Source organism: Pseudenhygromyxa sp. WMMC2535 (assembly GCF_011083025.2).
The window spans coordinates 1,433,642-1,451,381 of the sequence record NZ_JABJWV010000001.1; the positions used below are offsets into that span (position 1 = coordinate 1,433,642).

General features: G+C 68.5%; 17 protein-coding genes. 4 read left to right on the forward strand and 13 right to left on the reverse strand.

From position 1 onward, the window contains the following. Positions 1-88 precede the first annotated feature (88 nt). Both G6O69_RS05240 and fmt read left to right on the forward strand, forming a co-directional pair. Positions 89-2,797, forward strand: a complete 2,709-nt coding sequence (locus G6O69_RS05240; RefSeq protein ID WP_172302431.1) for a DUF4388 domain-containing protein — start codon at positions 89-91, stop codon at positions 2,795-2,797. Between the two features lie 43 nt (positions 2,798-2,840). Beyond that, on the forward strand, positions 2,841-3,809 hold the full coding sequence (gene fmt / locus G6O69_RS05245) for a methionyl-tRNA formyltransferase (protein ID WP_255215704.1): 969 nt from the start codon (positions 2,841-2,843) through the stop codon (positions 3,807-3,809). 46 nt (positions 3,810-3,855) lie between these two features. Here the strand turns inward: fmt and G6O69_RS05250 are convergent, their stop codons facing one another. Beyond that, positions 3,856-4,611, reverse strand: a complete 756-nt coding sequence (locus tag G6O69_RS05250; RefSeq protein WP_346017005.1) for an NAD(P)H-binding protein — start codon at positions 4,609-4,611, stop codon at positions 3,856-3,858. Positions 4,612-4,675: 64 nt separating this feature from the next. On the opposite strand from G6O69_RS05250, the gene G6O69_RS05255 reads away from it, so the two are divergent. After that, a complete protein-coding gene (locus tag G6O69_RS05255) occupies positions 4,676-5,449 on the forward strand; it encodes a GGDEF domain-containing protein (protein ID WP_172302432.1) in 774 nt (257 codons plus the stop codon). 319 nt (positions 5,450-5,768) lie between these two features. Here the strand turns inward: G6O69_RS05255 and G6O69_RS05260 are convergent, their stop codons facing one another. The 12 genes from G6O69_RS05260 to G6O69_RS05315 are packed head-to-tail and all read right to left on the reverse strand — an operon-like array spanning position 5,769 to position 16,230. Then, positions 5,769-6,404 carry a peptidoglycan recognition family protein gene (locus G6O69_RS05260; protein WP_172302433.1) on the reverse strand — a complete coding sequence of 212 codons (636 nt, stop codon included), beginning with the start codon at positions 6,402-6,404 and terminating at the stop codon, positions 5,769-5,771. Further along, complete coding sequence (locus G6O69_RS05265; protein ID WP_172302434.1) at positions 6,404-10,744, reverse strand: methyltransferase; 4,341 nt, start codon at positions 10,742-10,744, stop codon at positions 6,404-6,406. The genes G6O69_RS05260 and G6O69_RS05265 overlap by 1 nt, the downstream gene beginning before the upstream one ends. 42 nt (positions 10,745-10,786) lie before the next feature. Further along, positions 10,787-11,626, reverse strand: coding sequence for a hypothetical protein (locus G6O69_RS05270; protein ID WP_172302435.1), 840 nt, complete (start codon positions 11,624-11,626; stop codon positions 10,787-10,789). Between the two features lie 28 nt (positions 11,627-11,654). Further along, positions 11,655-12,080, reverse strand: coding sequence for a hypothetical protein (locus G6O69_RS05275; RefSeq protein ID WP_172302436.1), 426 nt, complete (start codon positions 12,078-12,080; stop codon positions 11,655-11,657). Continuing rightward, positions 12,077-12,823 carry a hypothetical protein gene (locus G6O69_RS05280; RefSeq protein WP_346017006.1) on the reverse strand — a complete coding sequence of 249 codons (747 nt, stop codon included), beginning with the start codon at positions 12,821-12,823 and terminating at the stop codon, positions 12,077-12,079. The genes G6O69_RS05275 and G6O69_RS05280 overlap by 4 nt, the downstream gene beginning before the upstream one ends. Continuing rightward, on the reverse strand, positions 12,813-13,634 hold the full coding sequence (locus G6O69_RS05285) for a hypothetical protein (RefSeq protein ID WP_172302437.1): 822 nt from the start codon (positions 13,632-13,634) through the stop codon (positions 12,813-12,815). The genes G6O69_RS05280 and G6O69_RS05285 overlap by 11 nt, the downstream gene beginning before the upstream one ends. A 3-nt stretch (positions 13,635-13,637) precedes the next feature. Next, positions 13,638-13,838 carry a hypothetical protein gene (locus tag G6O69_RS05290; protein WP_172302438.1) on the reverse strand — a complete coding sequence of 67 codons (201 nt, stop codon included), beginning with the start codon at positions 13,836-13,838 and terminating at the stop codon, positions 13,638-13,640. Further along, the gene (locus G6O69_RS05295; RefSeq protein WP_172302439.1) at positions 13,835-14,521 is read right to left on the reverse strand and encodes a hypothetical protein; all 687 of its coding nucleotides are present in this window, start codon (positions 14,519-14,521) and stop codon (positions 13,835-13,837) included. The genes G6O69_RS05290 and G6O69_RS05295 overlap by 4 nt, the downstream gene beginning before the upstream one ends. After that, the gene (locus G6O69_RS05300; protein WP_255215705.1) at positions 14,484-14,942 is read right to left on the reverse strand and encodes a hypothetical protein; all 459 of its coding nucleotides are present in this window, start codon (positions 14,940-14,942) and stop codon (positions 14,484-14,486) included. Before G6O69_RS05300 ends, G6O69_RS05295 begins: the two co-directional genes overlap by 38 nt. Continuing rightward, a complete protein-coding gene (locus G6O69_RS05305) occupies positions 14,942-15,541 on the reverse strand; it encodes a hypothetical protein (RefSeq protein ID WP_255215706.1) in 600 nt (199 codons plus the stop codon). The genes G6O69_RS05300 and G6O69_RS05305 overlap by 1 nt, the downstream gene beginning before the upstream one ends. Beyond that, positions 15,538-15,807: a hypothetical protein gene (locus G6O69_RS05310; RefSeq protein WP_217909773.1), complete on the reverse strand. Its 270-nt coding sequence runs from the start codon at positions 15,805-15,807 to the stop codon at positions 15,538-15,540. The genes G6O69_RS05305 and G6O69_RS05310 overlap by 4 nt, the downstream gene beginning before the upstream one ends. A 30-nt stretch (positions 15,808-15,837) precedes the next feature. Continuing rightward, a complete protein-coding gene (locus G6O69_RS05315) occupies positions 15,838-16,230 on the reverse strand; it encodes a hypothetical protein (RefSeq protein WP_172302440.1) in 393 nt (130 codons plus the stop codon). Between the two features lie 365 nt (positions 16,231-16,595). On the opposite strand from G6O69_RS05315, the gene G6O69_RS05320 reads away from it, so the two are divergent. Then, positions 16,596-17,723, forward strand: coding sequence for a hypothetical protein (locus G6O69_RS05320; protein WP_172302441.1), 1,128 nt, complete (start codon positions 16,596-16,598; stop codon positions 17,721-17,723). Positions 17,724-17,740: the final 17 nt, after the last annotated feature.

Here is a 17,740-nt window from a genome sequence, read left to right on the forward strand (position 1 = left end):
AGCGCCCCCAGACACAGCACCCGAGCCCCTCCGCGCCCCCGCTGGGGCTCGGTTTCAAAATCGGCGCGGCGCGGTAGACTGCGGCCGCGTGACGCCAGAGATCCTGATCGTCGGCGACCCGGCCGGACGCCGAGCGCTCGCCGAGACGATCGCGGGGCTCGGCTACGAGGTCGCCTCCTGCCAGCCCCGCGAGCTCAACCGCCGCGTGCGAACCAGCTCGCCGCCCGCGGCGATCATCGCGTGCATGGAGGATCTCGACACCGACGTGCTCCTCGCCAGCCTGCGCAGGACCCGTGCGGGGGCCTCGATCCCCGTCCTGCTCTACGGTCGGCTGGGCGGGGAGCTGCGCGATCTCGCCGACGTCCTCGACATCGGCGCGGATCACTTCCTCGAGGAGCCCGCCGACGAGCGCGAGCTGGGCGACGCGCTCAATCAGTACGCCGGGCCCGCGCAGCGCCAGCACGCGGATCCGCGCGAGCGGACGGGCGAGCGGACCGGCGCGCGGGCGAGCGAGCGGACCGGCGCGCGGGCGAGCGAGCGGACCGGCGAGCGCCGCCCCCGAGGCGAGGCGGCCCAGAAGTCTCCCAGGCGCGAGCGCGGCGACGCGCCTCAACCCCGCCCCCGGGGCGGCCTCGACGAGCTCCACCGCACCCTCGACCGCCTCGAGGCCCGGCTCCGCCACGAGCACGACAGCAACCCCGGCGAGGTCGACCTCGACGAGCTCGGCCTCGACCGTGTCCCCGACGTCGACGCCGCCAACGAGCACCTCGACGAGGGCGATCCCCTGGTCACGGAGATCGGCGAGCACCTGCGCGGCAGCAGCCGCGACGAGTCCGTGCGCAGCGACGTCCCCACCGCCGTCAAGAGCCCCGCCAAGGCCACCCACGAACGCCGCCGCGACCCCATGCGGCGCACCAGCCAGCTGCCGCCTCGCAGCCTCGACCCCGAGCACGACACCGGCCGCGTCGACCGCGAGTTCGAGCCGGAGTCCGAGAGCGACCCGCAGCTGCGCACCCGAGCCTGGCAGCGACCGGCCAGCGAGGGCCCGCTGCGCCCCCGCAAGCCCCAGCGAGACACGGGGAGCCGCAGCGCGGTGCTGCTCGGGCGACGCCCAGGACGCGAGCGCTTCGACGATCCCAAGACCCGCGGCGAGCCCTGGCCCGACCAGCGCGAGGCCCTCGACTTCGCGCGCCGCGACACCCTCGAGCACGACCCCGCCGAGCGCGGCCACAGCGAGCGCAGCTCCTCTTTCCGCGCCCCCGCCGAGCGCAGCCACAGCGAGCGCAGCCAGTCCTTTCGTGCACCCGCCGAGCGCGGCCACAGCGAGCGCAGCCAGTCTTTCCGCGCCCCCGCCGAGCGCGGCCACAGCGAGCGCAGCCAGTCTTTCCGCGCCCCCGCCGAGCGCGGCCACAGCGAGCGCAGCCAGTCTTTCCGCGCCCCCGCCGAGCGCGGCCACAGCGAGCGCAGCCAGTCCTTCCGTAGCTCCAGCGAGAGCTCGGCGGAGCTGCGCGGCTACACCTGGGGCAGGAGCCCCAGCGGACAGCGCGAGCGCAAGCGAGACCGCGGCCAGGACCGCGGCCAGGACCGCGGCCAGGACCGCGGCCAGGACCGCCCGGGCGGCGGCTCGAGCTACGCCCGCCCCAAGCGAGGCCCACGCCCCGGCGAGCCCGAGCCGCGCGCCAACCTCCACCGCCCGCACCACCAAGACCGCGGCCGCGAGCTCCCGGTCGATCCCAGCGTCAGCGAGACCGGCCGGATCGCCGCCGAGACCTCCGTCGCGGCGCTGCTGTGGACACTGCATCGCCTGCGCTTCACTGGCCGCCTCCGCGTCCAGCGTCAGCGCGTGGAGAAGTCGATCTGGCTGCGCGACGGCGAGCCCGCGTTCGCGCGCAGCAACGCGACCAGCGATCGCCTGGTCGACGGGCTGCTGCGCCGCGGCGTGCTGACCCGCCCACAGTACGAGACCGCCCGGCGCCTCGCGGCCAAGGAGCCGCGCCGCGCGGGGGCGCTGCTCGTCGACGCCGGCTTCCTCAAGCCGCGCGAGCTCGAGGTCCTGCTCCGCGAGCACCTCGCCCGGATCATCGACGCGACCTTCCCCTGGGCCGAGGGCAACTGGACCACGGAGCCCGGCGAGCGCAGCGACGAGCCCGTGCAGCTCGACTTGCCCGTCGAGGCCCTGCTCCTCGACGGCGTGCGCTACCGCTTCGACGCCGCCCAGCTCGAGCGCCACCTCGACGAGCGCGTGGGCCGGGGCGCGATGATCCCCAAGCTCCGCGCCGACGAGGACGACATCGACGAGCTGCTCGCCGAGCTCGCCGAGCGCTTCCGTCTGCTGCCCGAAGAAGAGGGCTGGCTGCGCCGCTTCGACGGGCGCCTGGGCGTGGCCGCGCTGCTCGCCGAGGGCGCCGACGAGCAGGGGTTGTTCGCGCTGCTCTACACCCTCGCGCTCACCGAGCTCGTGGATCTGCGCGAGCAGCCCGAGCTTCAGCCCGAGGGCGAGCGCGAGCCCGCGACGATCGACGGCGAGCGCGTGCTCGAGCGCCTGCGCCTCGCTCGCGAAGCCGACTACTTCGAGCTCCTCGGCCTCGGCCGCGACGCCTCCCGCGGTGAGATCCGCCAGTCCCACGCCGCGCTGAGCAAGACCTTCGCCGACGATGCCCTCGAGCTCGAGACCCGGCGCCGCTACGCCCGCGAGCTCCGCGAGCTCCGGGCTGCGCTCGAGGAGGCCCGCGACATCCTGATCGACGACGCGATGCGCTCCGCCTACCTCGCGCACCTCACCGAGCCCGACGCCTGAGCGCCACCACCCGAGCCCTCCGAGCTCTCCCAGCACCACGAAGATGACCAACTCCGACGCCAAGCCCAAGCTCCGCGCCGTGTTCATGGGCTCCCCCGACTTCGCCCTGCCCTCGCTGCGCGCGGTCCATCAGCGCTGCGAGCTCGTCGCGGTCGTCAGCCAGCCCGATCGCCCCGCCGGCCGCGGGCGCAAGCTCAAGCCCCCGCCGGTCAAGGTCCTCGCCGAGTCCCTCGGCGTGCCGGTGCTCCAGCCCACCAAGGTCCGCAAGGGCCGGCTGAGTGCCCTGCTCGAGCCCTACGCCCCGGAGATCATCGTGGTCACCGCCTACGGGCGCATCCTCGGCCGCGACGTCCTCGAGCTCCCGGCTCACGGCTGCGTCAACGTCCACGCCTCCTTGCTCCCGCGCTGGCGCGGGGCGGCGCCGATCCAGCGGGCCGTGCTCGCCGGCGACGCCGAGTCCGGCGTGGCGATCATGCGCATGGACATCGGCTGCGACACCGGCCCGGTCTACCGCATGCGGGCCACGCCGATCGGCCCCGAGGAGACCGCCGGTGCGCTCTTCGAGCGCCTCGCCGAGCTCGGCGGCGAGGTCCTCGGCGAATTCCTGGCCGAGTTCCCCGACGTCCCCCCGCCCGTGGATCAGGCCGAGCTCGAGGGCGAGGTCGTCCACGCCGCCAAGCTCGAGAAGGCCGAGGGCGAGGTCGACTGGTCGCGCCCGGCCCGGGCCGTGATCGATCACGTGCGCGGCATGGATCCCTGGCCGGCGGCCTGGACCAGCCGCGGGGATCAACGGCTCAAGCTCTACGCCGCCGGGAGCAGCGAGCGGGCCCGACCCGCCGACGCGCGCCCCGGTCAGGTGCTCGAGGTCGACGCCGCGGGCATGCACGTGTGCGCCGGCGATGCGGTGGTCCGGGTCGGCGAGGTCCAGGCCCCGGGCAAGCGGCGCATGGCCGCCCGCGACTACGCCTCCGGCCAGCCCTTCGCCGCGGGCGACCTGCTCGGCGCGAGCTGAGCCCCACACGCGCCAGGCCCCGCCTGACGCTCGCGGCCTGCCTCGCTCAGGTTGCGCCCAGAGCCCCACCCAGCGCCCCACCCAGCGCCCCACGCAGCTGGCTGGTCTCGGCGACGAGCTTCCCGTCGCGAGACTCGCAGGCCAGCGCCACCATGGCCTGGGCGAGCTCGGCCCCGGTCAGCGAGCGGTAGCGGTCCGCGAACTCGCCCGCGCCCACCCGCGCGATCAACCCGAGCAGCGCGTCGCTGACCTTCGCCGCGACGCGCTCCGCGGGCCGCCGCTCTTCACGGTCGTCGCCCGTCACGAAGGCCGGGCGCGCGATCACGTAGGGCAGCTCGCTGCCACGGACCGCGGCCTCGACCCGCTTGCGCACGTCCATGTATGCGTTGACCGGTCGCCCGTCCGCGCCCATGGCCGAGAGATAGACGAAGCGCGGCTTGCTGCCGCAGGCCACGGCGGCCTCGAGCAACATCACCGACAGGCCGTAGTCGACGCTCTCGTAGTCATCGACCACGGCCGAGCCCGAGCCACGCTTGCCGCGGGCCTTGGTCGTGCCCAGCAGCGCATGGACGCCGCCGGGCTGGAGCGCCTCGAGGGTCGCCTTCATGTCCGCGAGCGACCACGCCGTCGTGTCGACTCGAGCCCCCAACGCTTCGAAGTGCCGCGTCCAGTGCTCGAGGCGGCGACTGTCTGGACGCACGTGCGCGACGGTCTCGAGCCCTCGCTCGACGCAAACACGAACGACCTCGCGCCCGGTGTAACCGGTCGCGCCTGCGATGAACACGGGGCCGGGTCCGGGCACGGCGACACGGTAGCAACGATGTCTGTCGTGGTCACCAGCCTCACTTCGGGGCTACACTGCGGCGATGCCTGGGGATATGTGGCAAGCCGCCGACTTTCGGCTGCACAAACCCCTGGCCCGGCGGTGGGCGGTGTCAGGCTTGCTCCTGTCGGTCGGTGCACCCACCGGGCTGTGGCTGTGGATGCAGGTATTCGCCCCAGACACCCCGCCAGAGATCACCCACATCGCCATGGCTTACTCGGGCAGCGCGACGGCCGTGGTCTTCGTGATCTTCGGATGGTTCGCCGGCCGGCTGATGGACCGGCTCCGGGCCGCCGTCGTGCGCGATGGGCTCACTTCCCTCTTCAACCGCCGCTTCTTGCGGGAGTCGCTCCCGCGCATGCAGGCCGAGGCCCAGCGCGCCCGCCAGCCTCTGTGCGCGCTCATGCTCGACCTCGATCACTTCAAGCGGGTCAACGACCAGCACGGACACCTGGTCGGCGACCAGACCCTGCGAGCCGTGGCCGAGGCCTTGCAACAGCACAGCCGCGACGCCGACCTCGTGTCGCGCTACGGCGGTGAAGAGTTCGCGGTGCTCTGCCCCAAGACCGACGCTGACACGGGACGTCAGGTCGCCGAGCGCCTGCGCGCCGCCATCGAAGCCCTCGGCCCCGAGGCCCTCGGGCACCCCGGGCCCCAGACCGTCTCCGTCGGCGTCGCCGTCCAGTCGCCAGGCAACCGCCTCGCCCCCGAGACCCTCCTGGAGCACGCCGACCTCGCGCTCTATCAGTCCAAACGCACAGGTCGAAATCGCGCGTCGGTCTGGGTCGACGGCGAGCCCGCGACGAGCCCGACCTAGGAGCCCGTGGTGGAGTCTGACATCGGTTCTCTAACTAGGCGCCACCGCACATCTTTTGCAGCAGACGCCACCTCGGAGCCTGGAGCCGCCCCTTCATCGAGTCCTCGTGAGTCCCCATCCGTCCCGCCAATTCCTCCGATCTCGTGGAGACATGGTGGAGACGGCTCGGGGGCTATTCTGGATCGATCCTTGCCGGTGCCAAAGGGTCTGTAGAGGCCCAGAACTGCCGGCTGGGAGCACTTCTAGCCGATCGAGATCGATCGCACAAGAGACGAGGGCGACCCGCCGGGTCGCCCTCGTCTCCATGCTCGAGAGATCATCACGCCAGCGTCGGTGCTCGTCGCCACGCGTCGGGGATCGGCGCCCCGGTCCCGACCGCGTACCCCGGGCCGCCGTCCGACATGCCCAGCGCCGTCACGGCCCACTGCCCGACCGCGTGCCAGATCTCCGGCCCCGGGTCGTTCCCTCGCGTCTCCAGGCTCTGCCGGTGCGCAAACACGTAGCGCACGCCCACTCGCTGAAGCTCGCGCAAAAGCTGTCGACCCGCACGGATCTGTGCGGCGGAGGGCGTGTTGCGCCCGTACTTCTCCGGCTTCCACCACCCGCCCTGCACCGATCGAAAATTCCCCACGAACTCGACCGCGACTGACCTCGAGTTGAACCCGTTCGAGGCTGACAAGCGCGCCGACACGGGATGCAGTTGCACCACGGTCCCATCGGGGAGGACCACGAAGTGCGCTGTCACCTTGCGATAGCGGATCGGATCGAGCCCACGAGAAAATCCAGTCTGATGAAGGACGACAGCATCGACCGTGGCCTTGCGTACCTGGCGTTTGCTCGCCGGGGCCTCCGCGCGCAGATCCACGACCTCGAGCGTGTTCGCCCGCGCCCGTGCCCAGGCCATCACGACCCCAGAGGCGAGCACCGACGACAGGCCAAGGACGAGCTCGAGCATCAGTACCTCCGCGCGAGCTCGACCATGAGCCGCTGAGTCGCCTTCGAGACAGATCCCCCGAGCTTGGAGAGCCGTGCGGCGCAGCGGCGGATGTCTGCCGGCATCGCGTCTGCGCGCTCGACCAAGGCGAGATGGCCCACGGGGATCGCGGGCGCCTGGCTGGGCTTGGTCAGGCCCAAGTCGAGGACAGCAAACTCCCGGTTGTCGCGGGCCACGACACGCAGCACCCGAAACACGCGCTCGCTGTCGATGCCCAGGCCGATGGCGATCCGCGAGTTGGAGCGAAACCGGACCTTGTCGTTGCGACGCAGCCGAAACCCCTTGGGCTCCCGGCGCTTGCCCTCGTTGCGCTCGGTCTGCGGACTCTCAGTTCGTTTGCGTGCTCCCGCCTTGGTCGTGGTCTTCTTCTTGGCGGTGGCCTTCTTCTTGGCGGTGGCCTTCTTCTTGGCGGTGGCCTTCTTCTTGGCGGTGGCCTTCTTCTTGGCGGTGGTCTTCTTCTTGGCGGCGGTCTTCTTCTTGGCGGCGGCCTTCTTCTTGGCGGCGGCCTTCTTCTTGGCGGCGGCCTTCTTCTTGGCGGCGGTCTTCTTCTTGGTGGCAGTGGTCTTCTTCTTGTGCTTGCCCATGTCATCGTCCTCCGCAGAAGTCTTCTTCGACCGCTTGGAAACCGCCCTCGCCGAGCTCTGCTCTCGAAGCCACCGCTTCACCCAGCGGATCCTCTTCGGCCCCATCTTCACCCACAGCTGAAGCGGCTCATTGTCCGGGGACGCGCTCAGCAAGGAGACGTACTCGCCGTACTCCTCGGTCGCCTGCTCCACGCTCACCGCTCCACCTGTCGGCGGATCGAAGCTCACCCGGTCCCCGAAGTCGCTCGGATAGAGCACGCCCAGCCACGGCCCGGCCACGCGCAGCCGAACGGAGTCGGGTGCTCGCTTCACAGCCTCGTGAAGCGCGTACGCCGAGGCGTGCATGATGTCCACGAACCCGTCCTTCTCGGCCCACTGCGCGCGCCTCGGGAGGGCGTCTTGTTCGAGCCAGTCTTCGTCGCCCTCCGCCTTGAAGAGCATCTTCCCCGTCTTGGTGTCCCACAGGTTCCAGACCACCCGGTTGCTGATGAGGCTCGTGATCTGAAGCGTCGTCTTGGGATCCCAGCCTGCGGGCAGCTCGGGCAAGGGAAGCGCTGGCTCGGCGTAGAGCTTGCTGAAGTGCGCTCGGATCGCCTTCGTGTTGACGTGCTCTCCAGTCGCGGTCACGGGCCCGTAGGTGAACCGGCCTTCGTGGTCGTGTAGCCAGTACAGCGAGCGCCTACCGATCCGCCCAAACTGAATATCGTGCATGGTCAGACCACGCGCCGCGAGCTCGGCACGACGAGGCGCGGGGATCTCCTTCAACACGTGCGCTGCGGTCGAGGGAGCCACGTGGCCGCGGTAGGGGATGAGCGTCGAGCCCAGCTTGGCCTCGAACGTATCGAAGTCCATCCGACTGCTCGCGCTCACCTGCATGACGATCTGCGCGTCCTTGGGGATCGCGCCACGCCAGCGAAGGATCGAGACGGACGCCCCGTCGGGCGTCACGATCTGGGGTGGAAGCAGCACCACGTCGAGCAGCTGGAAGGGCGTGCTCGGGAGGTAGACCCTTCGCGTGGGTACCAGCGTGTCCAAGAGCTGCTCTTGTGCCTCGAAGTCGTCGATGGCCACGGGGCGCGTCGGCGCATCGAGCTCGGCGAAGCGGCGCATGCGACCGCGGACGATCCGGTTGTCGGCCTCGGCTTTGGCCGCGGTGATCCCAGGCGTGTGTCCCCGAAAATACTCGGGGCCCTCGCCCGCTTGGCACAGCACCAGCTGCGACGAGCTCCCCTTCAGCATGGCCTGGGTCGGCGGACAGTCGCCGGTCGGCTCGTCGAGCAAAGCCGCGCACAGCGTCACGGAGACGCTCCCCTCCTTGCGGATCCAGCACGCGGTCTTGGGGATGGCGTTCCAGTAGCGCTCCTTGTCGACCTGCTGGCGCTGCGCCTCGTGGCGACGCCACTTGCTGAGCAGGTGCTGAATGTCCCTGCTCGGCGCTGGCCGCTTCGAGGATCCCGGGGACCGTGTCTTGGCAGAACTGGGGACAGGCCGCTCGTGCGCTGGCATCACCTTCTTCGCCGGTGCCTTGTCGACGATCACCAGCACCGTCTCGACGGCGGTGCCCGACGCCTTGAAGGACCCTGCGGGGAGCTTCCGTATGCTGCCGTCGAGCTCGAGCAGCTTCTTGCGCAGCCGCTCGGTCTTGTTGTCGCTGCGATGCTGGAGCCCGGCCGACGCGATCGCTACGAGGCGCCCACCCGGCGCCAACATCCCCAGGGCGCGCTCGATGTGCTCGACATCTTGCTGACGCTCGAAGGGTGGGTTCATCACGATGCGGTCGTAGGGTCGCTCGGGCACGTGCGCGCAGAAGTCTCGCGCGATCACCTCAAAGCCGTCCTCACACAACATGTCCCGCAGCGTGGGACTCAGCTCGATCAGGTGTAGCGTCGCGTCCGGGTGACGGGCACGGATCTCCGAGGCCAACGCCCCCGCACCCGCCGAGGGCTCGAGCACGCGCATGCCCGCCTCGATCTCCGCGGCATCGACCACGCGCTTGGCGAGGTCTTCGGGGGTCGGGACAAACCCCGAGATGTTGATGTTCAGCAGCTTGCGCCCGCGGGCATGCTTGGGATCCTCGCCCTTGGGAGCGACCGCGCAACAGCCCAGGTACTCGCGCAGCGCGGCCTTGAGGGACACGGTGTCGGTGACCGAAAGCTTCGCCAGTCGGTCGCGGCTGCGCAGATCGTCGGCGAGCATCTCGGAGGGCAAGAAGACCTTGCGCTCGTGCTTCTTGGCGGCTTTGAGCAGGGCGCGGACGGCCTCGACATCCTCGGCGTCGAGCTCGGCCTTGTCGTCGCGCATCTTCTTGTGGAGGGCTCGCACGCGGGCGCGATCACCCGAGACACCCGAGAGCCCCTCGGTGGCCTTCAAGAGGTCATCGACGGCGTAGTTGGACGCACGAAGGGGCCTCAGCGTCGCAAACGCGATGTCCTCGGCAGCAGGATTGGTGACGCTCGACGACGGGCGTCCTTCGCTACGCGCCCGCTCCCAGCCCGCGCGCCGAAGCTCGAGATCCAACGCCTTGACCTGGGTCTTGTTGGAGATCCGCGAGACATGCTCGAGCTCGCCAGCTTCGACTTCATCGGCGGCCCTGCGCAGAATTTCGGCGATCGCCAGCTCCCCGCGCGCCCGTTGCCGGACGCTGGCGGCTTGCTCGGCCCGCCGATGGGTGTTCTCGAGGCGGTCGGTGTCGAGCTCGCGGCGCGCGGCGGCGGCGGCCTTGTCCGCGACCGCCCGCAGCTTTGCTGCGCGCTTGCTCGCGTCGGGCGTCCGACCTCGGGGCTTTGGCTTTGTCGCCTTCGTCTTCGCCCTCGCGCGTGAGGCCGTGGGAGTCTTTGGTGCCGGGGCGAGGGCTGGGACCGTCTTCAAGGCGTCGGCCTCGGGTTCGTGGTCGTAGTCCAGCACCGCAGGCACTCCTCGAAGGCGCAGCGCCTCCACGAGCTGCTCGACGCGCTCGCGCGGCTGAAAGGTGTCTCGTGTCCGCGGGACGTACCAAGCGCAGCCCTTCGGGAGCCGCCGGGACGGTTTGAGCCGATAAGGTACACGGATCTCCCGGATCTTCGCGCGGTGCGGGTAGGTCTCCCCGCACAAGATCACCCCTGCGATCCGCGAGTAGCGAACCACCACCTGCGTCGACATGTCCGCCGTCGACGAGGGCGGACCCAGCTGCTCACGCTGCGCGTCGATCAGCGCCTGGTCGGATGCGTGTCGCGCCCTCGCGGCTTCCTCGGCTTCACGCGCGAGCGAAGGGACCTCACGGTCGAGCTGCATCGCATAGTCCTTGGTGAAACCCATGGACGCCGTGTTGGGGTTCCACGTCCAGGAGCCACGATGGTTGCGGATCCGACCTTGGTGATGGACCACCTGCTCGCGCAGCTGGAGGCGCACGGAGTCTGTGGGATCGCTGACGTAGGTGTAGCGTCCCCCCTGATGGGACTCCCAGCCGATCGCCCGTAGACGCGCGATGATCCGCCGGTTGGCCTCGTGCACCGTCTTGGGTCGCGGCAGGGCCGGCGCCTCGAACATGTCCCCGGGCCGCTTGATCGTCAGCACCTCGGAGGGCGGCCATGTCTGGCTGGGGGCGTCTTGCGCTTCGTCTCCGCGAAACCAGGCTCGAACTCGGTCTGTGCCCGCTTCGAGTCGACGGACTTCCTGCTCACCGACACCCGGAACCAAGACGACGTCTGCCATGCGCAGCTGCGCAGCTTCGATCTGCATCTCTCACCTCGTTGTCTCGTCACCGGCCTCGCCGGCGAACGCTCAGTCGTCCAGCACGAAGTCCCAGCGGCCCACGAGGACCTTGCCGTGCATGGGATCGTTGTCGATCGCCCGCACCGTCACGTCTCCGCGCATGCTGCCCTCGGTGAACATGACCTGCTCGAGCAGGCCGTCTTCCCCGATGTGCTTCATCGTCGCCAGCTGTGGATCCACGTACCACTCCAGCTCCTTCGTGCGATAGGGGAGCTGAAAGTCGTAGGGCGTGCTCGGGTGGATCTTGTAGGTCTTCCCGGTCTCGGTGCTGGCCTTGAAGGTGTCCACGGGATCACCCTTGCTCCCGTAGCCCTCGGCGGGCTGCGGACGACCGGCACCGAGCACGACGGAGCGCGGCACGTCGACGGCCATCCCCGCCCGCAGGCCGTGGCCCGCGTTGGTTCCGAAGTGCTCGGCGTAGCGGATCTCTCCGGTGACCCGCGCGCGGATCAGGGTCTTCTCGACCACGATCACGCTCGCCGAGATCAGTTCGCGTGCGGCCTTGTAGGCGCCGACCGGTCGGCTCTCGACCCCAAAGACGATCACGTCGCCAGTTTCGAGCTGGTCGAGCGTCTCCTCCGAGGGTGGCCAGCCGTCGCCGAGGATCTCATCGAGGGTCTCGGACTCCTCTTTGTTGAGCGCCTCGTCCCCGAGGAACTCGTATCCCAGGGTTTGCTTGGCGCCACCAGGCGTTCGCGGGGGCGCGCTGGGAACGATGTCGGGGCTGTCCCCGTCCTCGTTGGAGCTCGCTTGCCCGTTTTGGCGCCGCTTGTAGGCCCAGACGAGGCCACCGATGACGGCGGCCAATCCGACGCCGCCGGCGAGCCAGGCGATCCACTTCGTGCTCATGTCTGCATCCTCTTGCTCTCGATTCTCTTCAACACCTCGAACGCCTCTCCCATCCCAAGGTGATCTGGCCGTGCACGCCTTCGACGATCTTCGTCAAGCGCACGGCCAAGACCATCAGGGATCCCTTGATCCCCACCGCGGGAAAGGCGGAGCCGTCGTCACTGCGATAGAACACCGGCTGATCCCCTGTGATGACCAAGGGCACCTGGTCGGGATCTGCGAGCGCGGCGTCGATCTCCTCGGTGGAGCTCGCTTCGTCGGTGACACGCTCTCGCGGCACCCAGGCCACGGTCAGCGTGGGCGCGTCGGGGGTGGGCGCGTAGGTCCCGGTGCCCTTGTCGAGGGTCACCAGCGCGATGAAGCGTAGGCCCGACATCTCGGGGGGAACGATCGCCGTGTGGAGGGCCTCGGACACGTCCCCGTCGAAGCGGCGAACCGTGGTCCAGCAGATCACGGCACCAGCTCCAGGCCGCCGCGGTAGTTGGGCCAGTCGAGGGGGACGGGCTGGTCGAGATAGTCCTCCCGCAAGCCGAGGGACTTCAGGGCCTTGGTCGCGTTCTTCCGGGAGGTCTGCGAGCGCGTCTTTTGCTCGTTGACGTCGCTCACCAGCGCAGGCGAGGCCATGCCGCGCTTGAGCGCCATGAAGGTGCGCGAGCGCTCGGGCAAGCTCGTGAAGCTCGACTTCCCGATCAACCGGCGGACGTACTCGAGGAAGAAGACCGTCGAGCGCCACGGGTTGAACACGTCGTAGGGGGTGACCTTGCCGCGGCGTAGCGCGTCGGTGTCCTGCCACGGCGCCAGCGCATTCGCGGGGAGCAGGCCATAGGCCCCGCCGCTACCAAAGACCCACATCTGCCTGGGATAGGGCGACTCGGCGTAGGCTTCTGCGTTGCGGTCGTAGGCGGACGCGGCCGCGTCGGCTTCGTTGAGCTGCTGGGCGCGCGAGGCGTTGCGGGGCTCGGCCCACGCAGGGAAGAGCTCGGGGCGGCCAAGGCCGGCCTTGGGGTTCCCGCGGCTCTCGGTGTAGCGCTGGATCGCCGCGAAGGGCCACAGCTCGCGGGGCGCCCCCGCTCGGCGCAGCAGGATCTCCCAGGCAGGCCGGCGCGCGCTGATGACCATGGCCCCGAGCAACCCGCCGAGGGTGACGCCGCCGAGGGCCGCCCAGGCCCACCCTGGGATCTCGAGATCACCGCTCACGATTGCCCTCGCGGGTGAGCAACACCGCGGTGCCCACGGCCCCGCTCACCACCACGGTGACCCCGCCCACGATCCACCAGTACGCTCGCTTCCATGCGGACTGGGCGTCTTCGGCGGTATCTCGCACCTCGTCCGAGAGCGCTTCGGCGGCGTCCTCGGCGACGCGATCCACGACCGCGAGGGCCGTCATGACACGACCCACAAATCCCTCGCTCATGTCCTCGGCGTGCTGCTCGAGGATCCCGATCTGGTTGGAGAAGTACAGGTGCATGATCGCGTCCGGCACGGGGCCTGCCCCCGATCGACGCTTGATCAAGCCCAGGTAGATCTCGTCGGTGTCCCTGCTGGTCTCGGGCAGCACGAGCAGGGTCTGCTTGTAGCCCTTGAGCCGCTTGAGATAGGCCAGATACTCGCTTTGAAAGCGGTCAAACTCCGACTCGGGGATCGTCTTGGCCGCGAGGGAGTCCCAAAACTCGAGCTGCAATTGGTGCAGGCGCATGGACTCGGCCGCGACCTGCTCGACCAGGGCGAGCATGCGACCAGCCGTGCGCTCCTCGGGATCGTCGAACTCCATCCACAGCTGGTCGAGAACCTCGGTGTAGTGCGGAGCCTCGAGCTCGCCGAGGACCGGCGGCTGTCCGGGTTCGAGAGCCTGGAGGTCGATGTCGTCGAGCTCGTAGACCTCGTCGTGTGGCGGGCTCGCGCCCAGGCTCTGTGCCGGAACGAAGGGGATCACCTCGGGGCCGAGGCTCGGCTCTAGCGACGCCGTCGCCACGGAGGGTTGAATGAGCAGGTCCACGAAGTCGGGCATGGCTCAGTCTCCGTCGCGGGTCAGGATGAACATCGTGCGGACCTCGTAGGCGAGGTCGATCGCTTTGGCGGTTGCGGCGTCGAAGCGCCCCGTGAGAGGGAGCAGGCGCTTGGGCGGCAAGCAGTTGTAGTCGCGTTGAAAGCGCTCCATCTCCTTGGCGGTCGTCCCGTAGCCGAGGGCCTCGAGCTTGCGTCGGCTGTTCATCGCTTCGACTCCTCTCGCATCTTGGTGAACTTGACGAGGTTGGTCAGCGCGTTGCGGATCGCAATCTCGATGGCGCGCAAGGTGTACTTCCCGGGGATATCGTCGACGCTGAGCAGCCCGCGATACATCGCCAGCTTCTCCGGACTCTTCACGGACTTCGGCAAGCTGATCTTGCCGGTGTCGATCGCCTTGATGACCCGGTTCCAGTCGGTTTGAAAGCGCTGGACCTCGCCGTGGGTCTCCTCGTAGCCGACGAGGGGCGCAGCCTCGAACTCCACGTCATAGCCGAGGGACTTGAGCGCCAGGCGGACCGCCGCCGGCGAAGGAAAGAGCGAGGTGTTGTACCCCTCTGCATCTCCGCTCATGTTGGGTGGGTTCCCGATCGCAATGGTCGAGCTCTTGGAGCCGCCGCCGGAGTTGCTCTCCCCGCCGCCGCTTTGATCTCCGCCGCTGTCCGCAGGGTCGTCGATCACGATCGTGCTGGGATCCCCCCACCAGCCGGCACGCTCGCCGAGCTTGTAGAGGCCAAAGGCGACGAGCCCCGTGCCCGCGGCCGCGCCGAGGCCCGCCGCGACCACCCCACCAGAGGACCTGCGGACGTCGACGCGCGCCGGCTCGTCGGTCTTGGGGCGAGTCGCCGGGAGGTCAGCGCGGGCTGTCTTGGCACCCTGCGTGGGTGTCATCGCCGGCCTGTCCTTCGCTTTGTCCGCAGCAGCACTGCTCTTTGCCATGGTCTTGCTCCTTCGTCTCACTCTCGAACTTGCTCAGCGGATCCGCGACCGCGCCGTCTTCACGCTGATAGGCCAGGCGTTGCCCGTCGATCAGCACCACGCGGCAGGCCACGCCCTGCGCGAGCTCGCGGCCCATGGAGTAGGCGACGATGCTCGCGGGCGAAGCCTGCCTTGCCTCGAGCAGGCGCTTGGCGTCGCGCAGCGGGGCTTCCCGATCGAACTCGCAGCCAGCACACTGCGCGCAGCAAGGCGAGTCCTCGGGCTGCTCACGCACGAACTGACGCGCGTTGAGCTTGGCGAGGGCTTCGGTGAAGAACACCGCCCCCTCGCTGAGCAGCTGCTCACCGACAAGCTCGATGGGGAAGCGGATCATCACTTCGCCCCGCTGCTCTCGATCGTGATCCCAGACTCTCGCAGCCAGGTGCCCAGCTTGCTGAAGAGCTGATCGGACAGACCGATGTTGTCCTGAAGGTAGCGAAGCCCGGCGTAGCCGCCGATCGCCCCGAAGAAGGTGGCCTGGAAGAGCTGGCTCTTGTCGCCAGTCAGGTTGGAGACCGTGATCTGAAAGCCCTTGCTGCTGTCGACGGGGCCGATGTCTGGGGGGAAAGGGTTGAAGGGCGTCTTGAGGGGCTCCCAGTCGAAGCTGTCGGGGTCGCGTGTGGTCGTGATCCCCGTTCCCGTGAGTCCCGCTGCACGGTCGTCTCGGCGCGTGATCGCCTCGATCCGAATATCCGATCCCGACAAGTGGGCGACCATGGCGACGGGCAGGAGCCGGACATTGGGCTTGACCTCATGGCTCACCCGTGTGCCAGGGGCCAAGGCGATCTCGACCTCGAAAGGCACGACGCAGCCAAAGGCAAACTCGCTGGGGCAGACCATCTTGCGCTCCATGGCCTCCTGCGCGGCTTCGAGGCCGTAGGGCGAGCCTGGTGTGGTGCAAGGGAGAAGACTGTTGAGATGGGATCCGATCATGACTTGGTCTCTTGGTTCAGTTGGGACTGGGTTTCAGGGGCGAACTCGGCGAGGAGGGTCTCCAGCTTGGTGAAGCGAGCCTCCAGCCCAGCGACGCGCACGTCGACGTTGGCGATCTGCAGCTCCAGCTGCTCGTCGCGGGTCTTCTTCTCGTCTTGAACCGCCAAGATCATCTCGGCCCGACGGTCGCGGCCTGCTTGCTTGGCCTGCTTGCGCTGCATCTTTCGCTGCTCGAGGGGGCGCTCTTGTGTCTGGGTTTTGGTCATGGGTCTACCTTTGTGGGTGCGCATGCGCGCTCAGGGGTCGAGGATCGCGTTGCGGGCGAGGATCGCCAGCTGGCAGTGCAAGAACTCCTTGCCTCCCCGGCTGAGAACCTGGGCCGCAGGGTGCTTGGGGGCCATGAAGCTGAGCACCTTCGAGGCGCCGCCGATCAAGAAGTTCGCTGCAGCGCCAGCAGGCACGGAGCCCAGATGCACCGTGGACAAGCTGCCCGCGCACACGCTCGTGGCCACCTCCAGGCCCTCGGCCGTGCGGTGAAACAAGAGCGAGCGGCGCTCATCTTCGGCCTCTCGTCGAGCGCACTCGAGACCAAAGGCCGTGGCCTCGGTCTCTTCGGTGAGCCTCACCATTTCGGCGTCGAGGCTGTCGAGCATCTCCTCGCGCGTCGCCAACTGACTACTGACTGCCATGGCAACAAACTGGGCTGGTTTTCGCAAAGCGTCAACATGCCCGCGGGTCTGCATGTGTCCAGATTATTCGCGGACAGGTCATGCACATGCCTTTTGGCGTGCCATCGCCAGGGGTTGTCGAAAACCGGCAAATGTTCCCGCTTTTGAGAGCCTCGAGGTCACCGCCTGGTTTTTTCGTTTGTGTTTCAGGCCTTCCGGTCTATTCGATTCTCTATTGCCCGGTCTATCATCCGGTCTAATGTCCGGTCTATTTGTGCTCATAGATCCTCGAATTAGACAGCGGAGAGGAAAAATAGACTTTTGCCGTTGACCTTTGCCCAGGGTTCCCTCAGCTTGGTGTTCGTCGCTCGTTAGAAGGAGAGAACATGACGGTGAAGAAACGCGAGGCGTCCGCGCCGAACGAGTGGATCGATGCGCTCGTCGCCCACGACGAACAACTGCTCCGAGTACGGCTGCTGTGGCGGCGAGGCTCGAGCCGGTACCGGCCGATGGTCTCGCCGGCGCTGGACCTGTCCGAGTTCGAGGGGGCACCCGTAAGGACCTGGGAGGGCTTCGAGCTCTCGGATACCCACTTCGAGTGGCCGCCCGGCGAGGACGAGGATCCGCAGGAACTTCGCGAGCAGGCGCGGCTCATCGTCGAGGGGCTGTGGCGCCGCTGTGTCCACTGGGCCCGCGGCCTCGACTCGCGCTGTGACTTCCAGCTGCGCGGCTACGGAGAAGACGGTGCCGTGCTCTTCGAGGTCTCACGCCGCGTCGAAGGCGGGCGAGGCCCCAGCGAGGAGATGGGCGAAGAGGAGCACTCCCCGCCGCAGGATCGGTTTGGAGACGACTTCGAGCGCATCAACGCGATCAAGGACGAGCTGCTCCTCAAGCTCACCGAGGAGCGCAACCACTCGTTCTCGCTCGCGCAAAAAGCGTCGGCCGCCGCGCCCGAGCTGATCTCGAGCACCCGGGCGATCCTCGAGCGGGCGATCGAGTACGAGCAGGAGCAGGTGCGAGGGCTGCTCGACCAACACACCGGGCGGACCGAAGCCCGCGCCCGCGCCTTCGAGGCCAAGCAGCAGACCCAGCGTCGGGGGATGACCCTGGAGTTCCTACGCTACGCAGTCGACGCCACGTTGACGACGGTCGTGCCCACGGCACGGGCGATGTTCGAGAACTGGGCCAACCGCTCCATGCAGGTGTTCCCTGAGTTTCGATGCGCACAGCAAGCGCTGGCCTATGTGGGGATGACACTGACGCAGCCGCAGATATGCAAGCTCTTCAATGACAATCGCAATGCGATCGAAGGATTCATGGTGTTGGTGGAGGAAGCTGCAAAGATGGAAGACGAACGCGAGGCGCTCTTGCACTTGCGTGGGATGAGTAAGGTATTTGTGACCAAACGATTCTTGGAGATTGGAACGCCCGAGCAGCAGCTCGCGGGGCGCTACATCGTGGGCCGGTTGGCCATGTACAGGCTGGGGGACTATGGCGAGCCAGCGCAAGAGTAGCTCTGAAGGGCGGCTCG

Coding starts and splice junctions, on each gene's coding strand:
- G6O69_RS05265 (WP_172302434.1), bottom strand. CDS start 10,744: ATGCAGATCGAAGCTGCGCAGCTGCGCATGGCAGACGTCGTCTTGGTT.
- G6O69_RS05305 (WP_255215706.1), bottom strand. CDS start 15,541: ATGATCGGATCCCATCTCAACAGTCTTCTCCCTTGCACCACACCAGGC.
- G6O69_RS05270 (WP_172302435.1), bottom strand. CDS start 11,626: ATGAGCACGAAGTGGATCGCCTGGCTCGCCGGCGGCGTCGGATTGGCC.
- G6O69_RS05320 (WP_172302441.1), top strand. CDS start 16,596: ATGACGGTGAAGAAACGCGAGGCGTCCGCGCCGAACGAGTGGATCGAT.
- G6O69_RS05300 (WP_255215705.1), bottom strand. CDS start 14,942: ATGATCCGCTTCCCCATCGAGCTTGTCGGTGAGCAGCTGCTCAGCGAG.
- G6O69_RS05295 (WP_172302439.1), bottom strand. CDS start 14,521: ATGACACCCACGCAGGGTGCCAAGACAGCCCGCGCTGACCTCCCGGCG.
- G6O69_RS05260 (WP_172302433.1), bottom strand. CDS start 6,404: ATGCTCGAGCTCGTCCTTGGCCTGTCGTCGGTGCTCGCCTCTGGGGTC.
- G6O69_RS05315 (WP_172302440.1), bottom strand. CDS start 16,230: ATGGCAGTCAGTAGTCAGTTGGCGACGCGCGAGGAGATGCTCGACAGC.
- G6O69_RS05290 (WP_172302438.1), bottom strand. CDS start 13,838: ATGAACAGCCGACGCAAGCTCGAGGCCCTCGGCTACGGGACGACCGCC.
- G6O69_RS05310 (WP_217909773.1), bottom strand. CDS start 15,807: ATGACCAAAACCCAGACACAAGAGCGCCCCCTCGAGCAGCGAAAGATG.
- G6O69_RS05255 (WP_172302432.1), top strand. CDS start 4,676: ATGCCTGGGGATATGTGGCAAGCCGCCGACTTTCGGCTGCACAAACCC.
- fmt (WP_255215704.1), top strand. CDS start 2,841: ATGACCAACTCCGACGCCAAGCCCAAGCTCCGCGCCGTGTTCATGGGC.
- G6O69_RS05285 (WP_172302437.1), bottom strand. CDS start 13,634: ATGCCCGACTTCGTGGACCTGCTCATTCAACCCTCCGTGGCGACGGCG.